General features: G+C 70.7%; 13 protein-coding genes. All 13 read left to right on the top strand.

Annotated elements, in window-relative coordinates; translation table 11 throughout:
- The first annotated feature begins 2 nt into the window (after positions 1-2).
- Positions 3-875 (top strand): hypothetical protein, encoded by an 873-nt coding sequence (locus ACIOMQ_RS19500; RefSeq protein WP_401264873.1) that lies wholly within the window; start codon positions 3-5, stop codon positions 873-875.
- A 118-nt stretch (positions 876-993) separates the two neighbouring features.
- Positions 994-3,204 carry an excinuclease ABC subunit UvrC gene (gene uvrC, locus ACIOMQ_RS19495; protein WP_402189658.1) on the top strand — a complete coding sequence of 737 codons (2,211 nt, stop codon included), beginning with the start codon at positions 994-996 and terminating at the stop codon, positions 3,202-3,204.
- Complete coding sequence (gene rapZ / locus ACIOMQ_RS19490) at positions 3,201-4,190, top strand: RNase adapter RapZ (RefSeq protein ID WP_362212047.1); 990 nt, start codon at positions 3,201-3,203, stop codon at positions 4,188-4,190. Before uvrC ends, rapZ begins: the two co-directional genes overlap by 4 nt.
- Positions 4,187-5,221: a uridine diphosphate-N-acetylglucosamine-binding protein YvcK gene (gene yvcK / locus ACIOMQ_RS19485; RefSeq protein ID WP_362212044.1), complete on the top strand. Its 1,035-nt coding sequence runs from the start codon at positions 4,187-4,189 to the stop codon at positions 5,219-5,221. Before rapZ ends, yvcK begins: the two co-directional genes overlap by 4 nt.
- Positions 5,212-6,201 (top strand): DNA-binding protein WhiA, encoded by a 990-nt coding sequence (whiA, locus tag ACIOMQ_RS19480; protein WP_018104603.1) that lies wholly within the window; start codon positions 5,212-5,214, stop codon positions 6,199-6,201. The genes yvcK and whiA overlap by 10 nt, the downstream gene beginning before the upstream one ends.
- Positions 6,202-6,461: 260 nt before the next feature.
- Positions 6,462-7,469, top strand: coding sequence for a type I glyceraldehyde-3-phosphate dehydrogenase (gene gap, locus ACIOMQ_RS19475; protein ID WP_362212039.1), 1,008 nt, complete (start codon positions 6,462-6,464; stop codon positions 7,467-7,469).
- 109 nt (positions 7,470-7,578) lie between these two features.
- Complete coding sequence (locus ACIOMQ_RS19470; protein WP_402189791.1) at positions 7,579-8,790, top strand: phosphoglycerate kinase; 1,212 nt, start codon at positions 7,579-7,581, stop codon at positions 8,788-8,790.
- A gap of 6 nt (positions 8,791-8,796) precedes the next feature.
- Complete coding sequence (gene tpiA, locus ACIOMQ_RS19465; RefSeq protein WP_362212036.1) at positions 8,797-9,573, top strand: triose-phosphate isomerase; 777 nt, start codon at positions 8,797-8,799, stop codon at positions 9,571-9,573.
- A 113-nt stretch (positions 9,574-9,686) separates the two neighbouring features.
- Entirely contained in the window at positions 9,687-9,923 is a 237-nt protein-coding gene (gene secG / locus ACIOMQ_RS19460; protein WP_266736497.1) for a preprotein translocase subunit SecG, read from the top strand.
- A gap of 109 nt (positions 9,924-10,032) precedes the next feature.
- Entirely contained in the window at positions 10,033-10,368 is a 336-nt protein-coding gene (locus tag ACIOMQ_RS19455; RefSeq protein WP_072483070.1) for an RNA polymerase-binding protein RbpA, read from the top strand.
- Positions 10,369-10,521: 153 nt separating this feature from the next.
- Entirely contained in the window at positions 10,522-12,174 is a 1,653-nt protein-coding gene (pgi, locus tag ACIOMQ_RS19450; protein WP_362212032.1) for a glucose-6-phosphate isomerase, read from the top strand.
- Between the two features lie 4 nt (positions 12,175-12,178).
- Positions 12,179-12,682 carry a PH domain-containing protein gene (locus tag ACIOMQ_RS19445; RefSeq protein WP_362212030.1) on the top strand — a complete coding sequence of 168 codons (504 nt, stop codon included), beginning with the start codon at positions 12,179-12,181 and terminating at the stop codon, positions 12,680-12,682.
- Positions 12,679-14,244 carry a PH domain-containing protein gene (locus ACIOMQ_RS19440; protein ID WP_401756759.1) on the top strand — a complete coding sequence of 522 codons (1,566 nt, stop codon included), beginning with the start codon at positions 12,679-12,681 and terminating at the stop codon, positions 14,242-14,244. The genes ACIOMQ_RS19445 and ACIOMQ_RS19440 overlap by 4 nt, the downstream gene beginning before the upstream one ends.
- The last annotated feature ends 27 nt before the right edge of the window (positions 14,245-14,271 follow it).

The raw sequence follows: 14,271 nt of genomic DNA, 5'->3' as shown, positions 1-14,271 counted from the left end.
CCATCCGCACCGCGCGTGCCACGGCTGCCGCCCTGGCCGCCACCGGTGTTCTGGCGGGCGCCGCCCTGCTCACCGTCACGGCCCCGCAGGCGGCCGCCGCCACCGGCCCCGCAGCCGATCCGGCCGCTCTGACAGCGGCCCGTCGAGCGGCCACCGACCCCGCGACCCTGGAGACCCTGTCCCGGTTCTTCGCCCGGGAGGGCGCGATCACGAGGTCGGCGGCCGCGCCGCGGGTCGAGGGCGCCACCGTCCCCGTGCGCAGCCTCGCCCCGGACTTCGTCGCCGGGAAACCGGGGGCACCGGTCGCCAGGCTGGACTACCTCGCCACCACGGCCGTCTCCTCGGACGGCCAGAAGGCATCCCTGTGGACCCTTCCGAAGGAAGGGAAGGACGGGAGCTGGCAGGTGGTGAACATCGCCAGCGGCGACGACGAGACGCGGTACGCCGCCGCGGGCGCCCGCAAGCTCCCCGGCGGGACGGTCTTCCGCGAACCGCAGACGGACGCCTGGTACGTCCAGAAGGGCACCGAGGTGCTCCCACTGGACCGGGACGCCGTCCGCGCGGTCGGTGCCCGCGGCACCACACTGGCCGCCTACCGCGCCCGGGTGCGGAAGGCCTACGGCGACAAGCTCCCCGGCTCCGGTTACGCCCGCTCCGGCAAGGCGGGCGGCTACGGACCGTCCGCACCTTCCGGCACCGCTCCCGGCCCCCGGGAAGGCGCCGGCGGGCCCCGCCCGGTGACCGCCGCGGACGCGGCCTCCGGCACGGCCCCGACCGCCGCGTCCGCCGCCGCCGGAGCGGGCGCCCTCGCCGTGCTCGCCGTCGTCGGCGTCACTGCGGTGCGCAACCGCCGCCGCCACCGGGCGACCCCGTGACCGGCGGCGGCGCCCCCTGACCCGTGCTCCGGGGCGCGCTCCCTCAATCCGCGCCCCGGAGCACGGCACCACGGCCGGGCAGGCCGCGCTGTCACTGCCCGCAAGTAGGGTGGGGCACATGGCAGACCCCTCCAGCTACCGCCCCAAGCCGGGACAGATCCCCGACTCCCCGGGGGTCTACAAATTCCGCGACGAACACCGCCGGGTGATCTACGTCGGAAAGGCCAAGAACCTGCGCCAGCGCCTGGCCAACTACTTCCAGGACCTGGCCGCGCTCCACCCGCGTACGCGCACGATGGTCACCACGGCCGCCTCGGTCGAGTGGACCGTCGTCTCCACGGAGGTCGAGGCGCTCCAGCTGGAGTACTCCTGGATCAAGGAGTTCGACCCCCGGTTCAACGTCAAGTACCGCGACGACAAGAGCTATCCGTATCTCGCGGTCACGCTCAACGAGGAGTTCCCGCGCGTCCAGGTCATGCGCGGAGCCAAGAAGAAGGGTGTGCGCTACTTCGGTCCGTACGGGCACGCCTGGGCGATCCGGGAGACGGTCGACCTGATGCTCCGGGTCTTTCCGGTGCGCACCTGCTCCGCCGGAGTCTTCAAGAACTCCGCCAGGACCGGCCGCCCGTGCCTCCTCGGCTACATCGGCAAGTGCTCGGCCCCCTGTGTCGGCCGGGTCACCCCCGAGGAACACCGCGAACTGGCGGACGACTTCTGCGACTTCATGGCCGGCCGCACCGGCACGTACATCCGCCGCCTGGAGAAGGAGATGATGGCGGCGGCCGAAGAGATGGAGTACGAGCGGGCGGCCCGGCTCCGCGACGACGTGGAGGCCCTCAAGCGGGCCATGGAGAAGAGCGCCGTCGTCCTCGCCGACGCCACCGACGCCGACCTGATCGCGGTCGCCGAGGACGAGCTCGAAGCCGCCGTCCAGATCTTCCACGTGCGCGGCGGCCGGGTGCGCGGCCAGCGCGGCTGGGTCACCGACAAGGTCGAGAACGTCGACACCTCGGGCCTGGTCGAGCACGCCCTGCAACAGCTGTACGGCGAGGAGACGGGCGACTCCGTCCCCAAGGAGGTCCTCGTCCCGGCCCTCCCCGAACACCCCGACGCGGTCTCCCAGTGGCTCGCCGACCGCCGCGGCTCCCAGGTCAGCCTGCGCATCCCCCAGCGCGGCGACAAGAAGGACCTGATGGCGACGGTCCAGCGCAACGCCCAGCAGGCCCTGGGGCTGCACAAGACCAAGCGCGCCTCCGACCTGACGACCCGCTCCCGCGCCCTGGAGGAGATCGCCGAGGCGCTCGGCCTCGACACGGCTCCGCTGCGCATCGAGTGCTTCGACATCTCCCATCTCCAGGGCGACGACGTGGTCGCGTCCATGGTCGTCTTCGAGGACGGCCTGGCCCGCAAGAGCGAGTACCGCCGCTTCCAGATCAAGGGCTTCGAGGGCCAGGACGACGTCCGGTCGATGCACGAGGTGATCGGCCGTCGCTTCAAGCGGTACCTCCAGGAGAAGGAGCGGACGGGGGAGTGGGAGGAGACTCCCGCGCCGACCGGCCCCGTCCCGGCACCGCAGACCGCCCCGCCGGCCCCGACCGGCCCGGCCGTCGGCGAGGACACCCTGCCCGGCGCGGGCACCGCCTCCGACCCGAGCACCGCCTCCGTCCCGAGCACTGCCCCCGTCCCGAGCACTGCCCCCGTCCCGAGCAACGCCTCCGTCCCGAGCGCTGCTTCCCTCCCGAGCACCGCCTCCCTCCCGGAAAGCTCCCCCGATCCGGAGGCCGAGCCCCGTGAGGACGACGGCCGTCCCAAGCGGTTCGCCTATCCGCCGCAGCTCGTCGTGGTCGACGGCGGCCAGCCGCAGGTCGCCGCGGCCAAGCGCGCCCTCGACGAGCTCGGGATCGACGACATCGCCGTCTGCGGCCTCGCCAAGCGCCTCGAAGAGGTCTGGCTGCCCGATGACGACGACCCCGTCGTCCTGCCCCGCTCCAGCGAGGGCCTCTACCTCCTCCAGCGCGTCCGTGACGAGGCCCACCGCTTCGCGATCACCTACCAGCGTGCCAAGCGTGCCAAGCGCATCCGGTCCAGCCCCCTGGATGCCGTCGCCGGTCTCGGCGAGACCCGGAAACAGGCGTTGATCAAGCATTTCGGCTCCGTGAAGAAGCTGAAGCAGGCGACAATCGACGAGATCTGCGAAGTTCCGGGGATAGGCCGCAGAACGGCGGAATCAGTGGTTGTCGCCCTGGCCTCGGCCGCCCCGGCCGCGCCCGCCGTGAACACGGCGACAGGAGAGATCATTGAAGAGGACGACGGGGGCAGCACGACATGACTGAGCACGAACACGAACATGAAGTCGGGCACGGACACGAAGCCGGGCACGACAGCACCGACCGAGCAGACGGAGCGGGACACGTGAGTACGGGCACCACGATCGACACGGGCGACGGGAACGCGGCCATCCCCGAGCTGGTGATCATCTCGGGGATGTCGGGCGCCGGGCGCAGCACCGCGGCCAAGTGCCTGGAGGACCTGGGCTGGTTCGTCGTCGACAACCTGCCGCCCGCGCTGATCCCCACCATGGTCGAGCTCGGTGCCCGCTCGCAGGGCAACGTGGCCCGGATCGCCGTCGTCGTCGACGTACGCGGCCGCCGGTTCTTCGACAACCTCCGCGAGTCCCTCGCCGACCTGGAGGCCAAGCACGTCACCCGGCGGATCGTCTTCCTGGAGTCCTCCGACGACGCCCTGGTCCGCCGCTTCGAGTCGGTCCGCCGTCCGCACCCCCTCCAGGGCGACGGCCGGATCGTCGACGGCATCGCCGCCGAGCGCGACCTGCTGCGCGAACTGCGCGGCGACGCCGACCTGGTGATCGACACCTCCAGCCTCAACGTGCACGAACTGCGCGCCAAGATGGACGCCCAGTTCGCCGGCGACGAGGAGCCGGAGCTGCGCGCCACGGTGATGTCGTTCGGCTTCAAGTACGGCCTGCCGGTCGACGCCGACCTGGTGGTCGACTGCCGCTTCCTGCCCAACCCGCACTGGGTCCCCGAGCTGCGCCCGTTCACCGGGCTCAACGAAGAGGTCTCCGCCTACGTCTTCGACCAACCCGGCGCCAAGGAATTCCTCAACCAGTACACGGAACTGCTCCAGCTCATCGCCGCCGGCTACCGCCGCGAGGGCAAGCGCTACGTGACGATCGCCGTCGGCTGCACGGGCGGCAAGCACCGCTCGGTCGCCATGTCCGAGAAGCTCGCGGCCCGGCTCGCGACCGAAGGCATCGAGACCGTCCTCGTGCACCGGGACATGGGGCGCGAGTGACCAGCCGTAATCTGCGCCTGCGACGACTGCGCAGAGCCACCTCTGCCCTGTCCGCCCGCAAGCGCGGCGCGCAGCCCAAGGTCGTCGCTCTGGGCGGCGGCATGGGCCTGTCCGCGTCGCTGGCGGCGCTCCGCCGGATCACCGGCGACCTCACGGCCGTGGTCACCGTGGCCGACGACGGCGGCTCCAGCGGCCGGCTCCGGGAGGAGCTCGGCGTCCTGCCGCCCGGCGACCTCCGCAAGGCGCTCGCCGCACTGTGCGGTGACGACGACTGGGGCCAGACCTGGGCCCGGGTCATCCAGCACCGTTTCCAGTCCAAGGGCGACCTGCACGAGCACGCGGTCGGCAATCTGCTGATCGTCGCCCTGTGGGAGCAGCTCGGCGACCACGTCCAGGCCCTGGACCTGGTCGGCAGGCTCCTCGGCGCGCACGGCCGGGTGCTGCCCATGTCCGCCGTGCCGCTGGAGCTCCAGGCGCTCGTACGGGGACACGACCCGGCCCGCCCGGACGACGTGGACACGGTGCGCGGCCAGGCCACCGTGGCGCTCACCCCGGGCGAGGTGCAGTCCGTCCACGTCGTCCCGCACGACCCGCCGGCCGTACCCGAGGCCGTCGCCGCCGTCCTCGACGCCGACTGGGTGGTGCTCGGCCCGGGGTCCTGGTTCTCCTCCGTGATCCCGCATCTGCTCGTGCCGGAACTGCTCGACGCGCTCGTCGAGACCAAGGCCCGCAAGGTCCTCTCGCTCAACCTCGCACCGCAACCCGGTGAAACTGATGGCTTCTCTCCGCAGCGTCATTTGGAGGTTTTGGGACGACACGCCCCTAAACTCGCCATGGACGTGGTGCTGGCCGACGAAGCCGCCGTGCCCGATCGTGAGTCCCTCGCCGACGCCGCAAAGCGGCTCGGCGCCGCGGTCGAGCTGGCGCCGGTGGCCTCACCCGACGGCGTTCCGATCCATGATCCGGAGCTGTTGGCCGCCGCGTACGACCGTATTTTTCGGATGCATGGAAGGATCGGCCCATGGCGATGACGCCGGCGGTGAAGGACGAAGTCTCCCGGCTTCCCGTGACCCGGACCTGCTGCAGGAAGGCAGAGGTCTCGGCGATTCTTCGGTTCGCGGGTGGGTTGCACCTGGTGAGCGGTCGGATTGTGATCGAGGCGGAGCTGGACACCGCGATGGCGGCGCGCCGGCTGAAGCGGGACATCCTGGAGATCTTCGGGCACAGCTCGGAGCTGATCGTGATGGCTCCCGGCGGTCTGCGGCGCGGCTCGCGCTATGTCGTGCGGGTGGTGGCGGGCGGCGATCAGCTGGCCCGCCAGACCGGCCTGGTGGACGGCCGCGGCCGGCCCATCCGCGGCCTGCCCCCGCAGGTGGTCTCGGGGGCCACCTGCGATGCCGAGGCCGCCTGGCGCGGAGCCTTCCTGGCCCACGGCTCGCTCACCGAGCCGGGCCGCTCCTCCTCGCTGGAGGTGACCTGCCCGGGGCCTGAGGCGGCGCTCGCGCTGGTCGGGGCGGCCCGCAGGCTCTCCATCGCGGCGAAGGCCCGCGAGGTGCGCGGGGTCGACCGGGTCGTCGTCCGCGACGGCGACGCCATCGGCGCCCTGCTCACCCGGCTCGGCGCCCATGAGTCGGTGCTGGCCTGGGAGGAGCGGCGGATGCGCCGCGAGGTCCGCGCCACCGCCAACCGGCTCGCCAACTTCGACGACGCCAACCTGCGCCGTTCCGCGCGGGCCGCGGTCGCCGCGGGCGCCCGGGTGGGGCGTGCGCTGGAGATCCTGGGCGAGGAGGTGCCCGAGCACCTGGCGGCCGCGGGGCGGCTGCGCATGGAGCACAAGCAGGCGTCGCTGGAGGAGCTGGGCGCGCTCGCCGATCCGCCGCTGACCAAGGACGCGGTCGCCGGCCGGATCCGCCGGCTGCTGGCGATGGCCGACAAGCGGGCCCAGGACCTGGGCATTCCGGGCACGGAATCCACCCTCAGCGAGGAGCTCGCCGACGGTCTGGTGGGGTGACCCGCGAAGGCGATGAAATCGGCCGAATCCAGAACACGCGGCATTCCCGGGACTGTTGACTCTCCGTAGTCGTCGCCGCGTGTACGGCCGAGTGTTCGGAGGCCCGTACTCCTACCGAGGAGTACGGGCCTCGGTGGTTCCTACGGCCCCGCTCGATGTCACTCCGGGGCCCTCGGAGAGGTAGGGTCGGAGGCGGTCGGGGACATCTCATACAACTCGCCGGGGTGGAAACCCCGCGTACCTAACGAGGAGATCGGTTCGTGACGATCCGCGTAGGCATCAACGGCTTTGGCCGCATCGGTCGTAACTACTTCCGCGCGCTGCTGGAGCAGGGTGCGGACATCGAGATCGTGGCTGTCAACGACCTGGGTGACACCGCGACCACGGCACACCTTCTGAAGTACGACACGATCCTGGGCCGTCTCAAGGCCGAGGTCAGTCACACCGCCGACAGCATCACCGTCGACGGCCACACCATCAAGGTGCTCTCCGAGCGCAACCCGGCCGACATCCCCTGGGGTGAGCTGGGCGTCGACATCGTCATCGAGTCGACCGGCATCTTCACCAAGAAGGCCGACGCCGAGAAGCACATCGCGGGTGGCGCCAAGAAGGTCCTCATCTCGGCCCCGGCCAAGAACGAGGACATCACCATCGTGATGGGTGTCAACGAGGACAAGTACGACGCGGCCAACCACCACGTCATCTCCAACGCGTCCTGCACCACCAACTGTGTCGCGCCGATGGCCAAGGTCCTCGACGAGAACTTCGGCATCGTCAAGGGCCTCATGACGACGGTCCACGCGTACACGAACGACCAGCGCATCCTGGACTTCCCCCACTCCGACCTGCGCCGCGCCCGCGCCGCCGCGGAGAACATCATCCCGACCACGACGGGTGCCGCCAAGGCCACCGCCCTGGTGCTCCCGCAGCTCAAGGGCAAGCTCGACGGCATCGCGATGCGCGTCCCGGTCCCGACCGGTTCGGTCACCGACCTGGTCGTCACGCTGGACCGCGAGGTCACCCGCGACGAGGTCAACGCCGCTTTCCAGAAGGCCGCCGAAGAGGGCCCGCTCAAGGGCAAGCTGGCCTTCACCCAGGACCCGATCGTGTCCTCGGACATCGTCTCGGACCCGGCCTCCTGCACCTTCGACTCCCTGCTGACCATGGCAGAGGGCTCGCAGGTCAAGGTCATCGGCTGGTACGACAACGAGTGGGGCTACTCCAACCGCCTCGTCGACCTGACCGTCTTCGTCGGCAGCCAGCTCTGACCGTCGGACCGGCAGGAACTTCGAAGTGAGCACGGGGCTCGAACAGCGCAACGCGGCGCCGTTCGAGCCCCGTTGCATGCTCTCCCGCCCTCCCAAGGAGTCCAGCAAGATGAAGACGATCGACGAACTTCTCGCCGAAGGGGTCACCGGCAAGCGCGTATTCGTCCGCGCCGACCTCAACGTGCCGCTGAGCGGCACCACCATCACCGACGACGGCCGCATCCGCGCCGTCCAGCCGACCGTGGAGAAACTCGCCGCGGCCGGTGCGCGGGTCATCGTCGCCTCGCACCTGGGCCGCCCCAAGGGCGCCCCGGACCCCGCCTTCTCCCTGGCACCCGCCGCGGCCCGTCTGGGTGAACTCCTCGGCACCGACGTGGCCTTCGCGACCGACACCGTCGGCGAGTCCGCACGGGCCACGGTCGCCGCGCTCACCGACGGCAAGGTCGCCGTCATCGAGAACCTCCGCTTCAACCCCGGTGAGACGTCGAAGGACGACGCCGAGCGCGGCGCGTTCGCCGACCGGCTCGCCGAACTCGCCGACGTGTACGTGGGCGACGGCTTCGGAGCCGTACACCGCAAGCACGCCTCGGTCTTCGACCTCCCGGCCCGGCTGCCGCACGCCGCCGGCGACCTGATCGCCACCGAGGTCGGCGTCCTGAAGAAGCTCACCGAGAACGTCGAGCGCCCTTACGCCGTCGTGCTCGGCGGCTCGAAGGTCTCCGACAAGCTCGGCGTCATCGACCACCTGCTGGAGCGCGCCGACCGCATCCTCATCGGCGGCGGCATGGCCTACACCTTCCTCAAGGCCCAGGGCCACGAGGTCGGCAGCTCCCTCCTCCAGGAGGACCAGATCCCGGCGGTGCTGGAGTACCTCAAGCGCGCCGAGGAGAAGGGCGTGGAGTTCGTGCTCCCCGTCGACGTCGTGGTCTCCGAGCGGTTCCCGGACCTCGGGAGGAAGGCTCCGACCGAGCACCGCACCGTGCCCGCGGACGCCATCCCGGCCGGTTTCATGGGCCTGGACAACGGCCCGGAGACCAACAAGCTGTACGCCTCGAAGCTCGCCGACGCCGTCACCGTCTTCTGGAACGGCCCGATGGGCGTCTTCGAGCACCCCGACTACGCCGAGGGCACCCGGGCCGTCGCCCAGGCCCTCGTCGACTCCTCGGGCTTCAGTGTCGTCGGCGGTGGCGACTCCGCCGCGGCCGTCCGCATCCTGGGCTTCGACGAGAACGCATTCGGACACATCTCGACCGGTGGCGGTGCCAGCCTCGAATACCTCGAGGGCAAGACGCTTCCCGGCCTCGCCGCACTGGAGGACTGACCTTTCATGACCACCCGTACCCCGCTGATGGCGGGCAACTGGAAGATGAACCTCAACCACCTCGAGGCCATCGCGCACGTCCAGAAGCTCGCCTTCGCCCTGGCCGACAAGGACTACGACGCCGTAGAGGTCGCCGTCCTGCCGCCCTTCACCGACCTGCGCTCCGTGCAGACGCTGGTCGACGGCGACAAGCTGAAGATCAAGTACGGCGCCCAGGACATCTCGGCGCACGACTCCGGCGCGTACACCGGTGAGATCTCCGGCCCGATGCTCGCCAAGCTGAAGTGCACCTACGTCGCCGTCGGCCACAGCGAGCGCCGCCAGTACCACGGCGAGACCGACGAGATCTGCAACGCCAAGGTGAAGGCCGCCTTCAAGCACGGCCTGACCCCGATCCTCTGCGTCGGCGAGGAGCTGGAGGTCCGTGAGGCGGGCAACCACGTCACGCACACGCTCGCGCAGGTCGACGGCGGTCTCAAGGACGTGCCCGCCGAGCTGGCCGAGTCGATCGTGATCGCGTACGAGCCGGTCTGGGCGATCGGGACCGGCAAGGTCTGCGGCGCCGACGACGCCCAGGAGGTCTGCGGGGCGATCCGCAGCCGCCTCGCCGAGCTGTACTCGCAGGAGCTGGCCGACACGGTCCGCATCCAGTACGGCGGCTCCGTGAAGTCCGGGAACGTCGCCGAGATCATGTCGAAGCCCGATGTGGACGGCGCGCTGATCGGCGGTGCCGCACTGGACGCCGACGAGTTCGTCAAGATCGTCCGCTTCCGCGACCAGTGAGTATGCGGTAGCGCGGATCCGTCGTACCCTTGCGGGGGCCGAGGAGGGGCAGCCTCCCGGCCCCCGCTGTTCGCACATGCAGTCCAGAGAATTCCGGAAAGTAGGGACCAGCCGTGATTTTGGCGTTCGAGATCGCCCTGATCGTCTTCAGCCTGCTGCTGATGCTGCTGGTGCTGATGCACAAGGGAAAGGGCGGCGGCCTCTCCGACATGTTCGGTGGCGGGATGCAGTCGTCCGTGGGCGGCTCCTCGGTCGCCGAGCGGAACCTCGACCGGATCACGGTCTTCGTCGGCCTGGCCTGGTTCGCGTGCATTGTTGTGCTTGGTCTGCTGATCAAGCTGGACAACTGACCCGTCGTACGCGATTCCCGGTGAGGGTGTAACTCCTTTCACTGGACGCGCGTTGGGCCTTACGTAGACTGGGGCATCTTCGAGCACCATCACGCAGGGAGTTACGACCGTGGCAAGTGGCAACGCGATCCGGGGAAGCCGGGTCGGAGCGGGGCCGATGGGAGAGGCCGAGCGGGGCGAGTCCGCACCGCGCCTCCGCATCTCCTTCTGGTGCTCGAACGGGCACGAGACGCAGCCGAGCTTCGCCAGTGACGCGCAGGTACCGGAGACTTGGGACTGCCCGCGCTGTGGTTTCCCGGCCGGCCAGGACCGGGACAGCCCGCCGGACCCGCCGCGCACCGAACCGTACAAGACGCATCTCGCGTATGTGCGTGAGCGGCGCAGCGATGCGGACGGCGAGGCCATTCTCGCCGAGGCCCTGGCGAAACTCCGGGGCGAGATCTAGTCGTTGTTCACCGGCCGGCACCCACAAGGTGTCCGGCCGGACCGCTTTTGCCGTGCCGCAGCCCACCATCGCCTCGTCGGCCCTTCTGATCAATTAGGTTGGAAGGGCAGCGGGGCATCTGCAGGCACGAGAAGAAGTGGGCTGATATCCGGGATGAACACACCAAGCCGAACCAGGCTCAACCAGACGCCCGAGTGGACCGCTCTGGGCAAGCACCGCGAGCAGCTCGGGACGACGCATCTGCGGCAGCTCTTCGCGGACGACCCGGAGCGCGGCACCGGATACACCCTCCGGGTCGGCGATCTGTACGTCGACTACTCCAAGCACCTGGTCACCGACGAGACGCTCCGGCTGCTGCGCGAACTCGCCGCGGCCACCGGAGTGGCGGCGCTGCGGGACGCGATGTTCCGTGGCGAGAAGATCAACACCACCGAGGACCGCGCCGTCCTGCACACCGCGCTGCGTGCCCCGCGCGACGCGGTGATCGAGGTCGACGGCGAGAACGTGGTGCCGGCCGTGCACGCCGTGCTCGACAAGATGGCGGCCTTCTCCGACCGCGTCAGGTCGGGGGAGTGGACCGGTCACACCGGCAAGCGCATCAAGAACATCGTCAACATCGGCATCGGCGGCTCCGACCTCGGCCCCGCCATGGCGTACGAGGTGCTGCGCTCCTTCACGGACCGCTCGCTGACCGTCCGCTTCGTGTCGAACGTCGACGGCGCCGACCTTCACGAGGCCGTGCGCGATCTCGATCCGGCCGAGACGCTCTTCGTCATCGCGTCGAAGACCTTCACCACGATCGAGACGATCACCAACGCCACCTCCGCCCGCAACTGGCTCCTGACCGGCCTGAAGGCCGATCAGGACGCGGTCGCCAAGCACTTCGTGGCGCTGTCCACCAACGCCGAGAAGGTCGCGGACTTCGGCATCGACACCGCCAACATGTTCGAGTTCTGGGACTGGGTCGGCGGCCGCTACTCCTACGACTCCGCCATCGGTCTCTCGCTGATGATCGCCATCGGCCCCGACCGGTTCCGCGAGATGCTCGACGGTTTCCACCTCGTCGACGAACACTTCCGTACCGCCCCCGCCGAGGACAACGTCCCGCTGCTGCTCGGCCTGTTGGGCGTCTGGTACGGCGCGTTCTTCGACGCCCAGTCGCATGCCGTGCTGCCGTACAGCCACTACCTGTCCAAGTTCACCGCGTACTTGCAGCAGCTGGACATGGAGTCCAACGGCAAGTCCGTGGACCGGGACGGCCGTCCGGTCGACTGGCAGACCGGACCGGTCGTCTGGGGCACCCCCGGCACCAACGGGCAGCACGCCTATTACCAGCTGATCCACCAGGGCACCAAGGTCATCCCGGCCGACTTCATCGGCTTCGCCGAGCCGGTCGCCGACCTGCTGCCCGGTCTCGTCGCCCAGCACGATCTGCTGATGGCCAACTTCTTCGCCCAGACCCAGGCGCTGGCCTTCGGCAAGACGCCGGACGAGGTACGTGCCGAGGGCGTCCCCGAGGAGCTGGTGCCGCACAAGACCTTCAAGGGCAACCACCCGACGACGACGATCCTCGCCGACCGGCTGACGCCGTCCGTCCTCGGCCAGCTGATCGCGCTGTACGAGCACAAGGTCTTCGTCCAGGGCGCCATCTGGAACATCGACTCCTTCGACCAGTGGGGCGTCGAGCTCGGCAAGGTCCTCGCCAAGAAGATCGAGCCGGTGCTGACCCGGGGCACCGGTGGCGAGGCGCTGGACAGCTCGACCGCCGCGCTCGTCCGGGCGTACCGCGTCCGCAGGGGGCGCTGAGCCGATGGCCGCGGGGGAGCGGACGGTGCGGCTGAGGCCGCCGAACAACACACTGGACCCGAGGGCCGTCGGCTGGTGGCGGGCCCAGTGGCTGCTGCTGACCGCAGCGCCGGTGCTCGTCCTGGCCGTGCTGGGCGCGCTCATCGAGCCCGCCCGGTTCTGGCTGCTGCTGCCCGCCGCGGTCCTCGCGGTCCTCGGCATCGGCTGCGCCGTCCTCTTCCCCCGCTGGTGGTTCCGTACCCACCGCTGGGAGGTCACCGGCGAAGCGGTGTACGTCAGAACCGGCGTCCTGCGTCAGGAGTGGCGCATCGCCCCGATGTCCCGCATCCAGACCGTGGACACCGTGCGCGGCCCGCTCGAACAGTTCTTCCGGCTCGCCACGGTCACCGTGACCACCGCGTCGTCCAAGGGCGCGGTACGGATCGAGGGGCTGGGCCACGAGCTGGCGGCCGAACTGGCCGAGCGGCTGACCCGGATCACCCAGGACACCCCCGGGGACGCCACATGAGCGCCGGGACGACCGTCTCGCCGGACGCCGGGGGTGCCGACAGTGCCGACGGCCTCGGTCCGGCCACCGACTGGCGGCGGCTGGACCGGCGTACGGTCCTCGTCAGCGCACTCGTCACGGCCGGGGTGGCAGCCGGTGCGGCCGTTCCCACCACGCTCGGGCTCTCCGGCCGGTTCGGCCTCGGGCACGCGGTCGCCTGGGTACTGGCGGGCTCCCTCGCGCTGATCGGCTGCGCCGCGGCCGGCGACCACGTGCGGTGGCGCCGCACCCGGTACCGCATCGGCGCCGAACGGGTCGAGCTCCACACCGGGCTGCTCCTGGTCAAGAAGCGCTCACTGGCCCGTGAACGCATCCGCAGCGTCGACCTCACCGCCCATCTGCTGCAACGGGTCCTCGGCCTGGTCACCGTCCGCATCGGCACCGGCGAGCACGCGGGCGGCGAATCCACGCTGGAACTGGACCCGGTCCCCAAGGCCGAGGGCGAACGGCTCCGCCGCGAACTGCTGGAGCACACGGTCCCCGGCACCCCGGGCACCCATCGCGAGGGCGAGCTCGCGGCCCTCGACCCGCGCTGGATCCGCTACGCACCGGTCTCGTTCGTCGCCCCCACGCTCGGCGGCGCCGCAGCCGGTGCGGTGATGCAGGTCAGCGACTGGTTCGGGGCGCAGGGGCAGGTGATCGACTGGGTCGGCGACCGGTTCCGGGACACCTCACTGACGGCCATGATCGTGATCCTCGCCGTCGCGGCGGTGGCCGCCGGTGCCGTCGGCGCGCTCGGCGTGTGGATCGAGATGTGGTGGAGCTACCGGCTGGAGCGCGAACCCGGCGGCACCCTGCGGATCCGGCGCGGCCTTCTGACCTCCCGGTCCGTCTCCATCGAGGAGCGGCGGCTGCGCGGCGTGGACCTCGTCGAACCGCTCGGCGTCCGGCTGTTCGGCGCCGCCCGCGTCGATGCGATCACCACCGGACTGGCCAAGGACGACGAGGAGCAGCACGGCGACCACAACACCCTGCTGCCCGCCGCGCCCCGGTCCGTCGCCGACACGGTGGCCGCCGACGTCCTGCGCGAGACCACCTCCCCGACGGGTGCCCCGCTGACCGGGCATCCCCGCGCGGCCCGCGGCCGTCGGCTGCGCCGGGCGTTCTGGTCCGTCGCCGTCCCGGTGGCCGTCCTGGTCCCGCTGGGCGTGCTGCTGACACCCGTACTGCTCTGGACCGCGCTCGGCTGCGCGGTCGTCGGGCTGCCCGCCGGGGTGCTCCTCGCCCGGGACGCGTACCGCGGTCTGGGGCACACGATCAGCGGTGACTACCTGGTGGTCCGGTCGGGCACGGTGCGGCGCTCGACCGCCGCGCTGGAGCGGGCCGGTGTCATCGGCTGGACGGTCCGGCAGACGTACTTCCAGCGGCGGTCCGGGGTGCTGAGCCTCACCGCGACGACGGCCGCCGGAGCGGGCGCGTACACGGTGTACGACGCGGGCGTGAGCGAGGGCCTCGACTTCGCCTCGCAGGCCGTCCCCGGCCTGCTGGAGCCCTTCCTGGAGCACATCCCGCCGACCGGGTGACCCGCGGCGGCCGCCCGCCCGCAGTGG

Source organism: Streptomyces sp. NPDC087845 (assembly GCF_044742755.1).
Classification (GTDB): Bacteria; Actinomycetota; Actinomycetes; order Streptomycetales; family Streptomycetaceae; genus Streptomyces.
Note: the sequence above shows the minus strand (reverse complement) of the source record. Positions and strands in the feature narration are given on the sequence as shown.

Coding starts and splice junctions, on each gene's coding strand:
- uvrC (WP_402189658.1), top strand. CDS start 994: ATGGCAGACCCCTCCAGCTACCGCCCCAAGCCGGGACAGATCCCCGAC.
- rapZ (WP_362212047.1), top strand. CDS start 3,201: ATGACTGAGCACGAACACGAACATGAAGTCGGGCACGGACACGAAGCC.
- whiA (WP_018104603.1), top strand. CDS start 5,212: ATGGCGATGACGCCGGCGGTGAAGGACGAAGTCTCCCGGCTTCCCGTG.
- ACIOMQ_RS19470 (WP_402189791.1), top strand. CDS start 7,579: ATGAAGACGATCGACGAACTTCTCGCCGAAGGGGTCACCGGCAAGCGC.
- tpiA (WP_362212036.1), top strand. CDS start 8,797: ATGACCACCCGTACCCCGCTGATGGCGGGCAACTGGAAGATGAACCTC.
- pgi (WP_362212032.1), top strand. CDS start 10,522: ATGAACACACCAAGCCGAACCAGGCTCAACCAGACGCCCGAGTGGACC.
- ACIOMQ_RS19445 (WP_362212030.1), top strand. CDS start 12,179: ATGGCCGCGGGGGAGCGGACGGTGCGGCTGAGGCCGCCGAACAACACA.
- ACIOMQ_RS19440 (WP_401756759.1), top strand. CDS start 12,679: ATGAGCGCCGGGACGACCGTCTCGCCGGACGCCGGGGGTGCCGACAGT.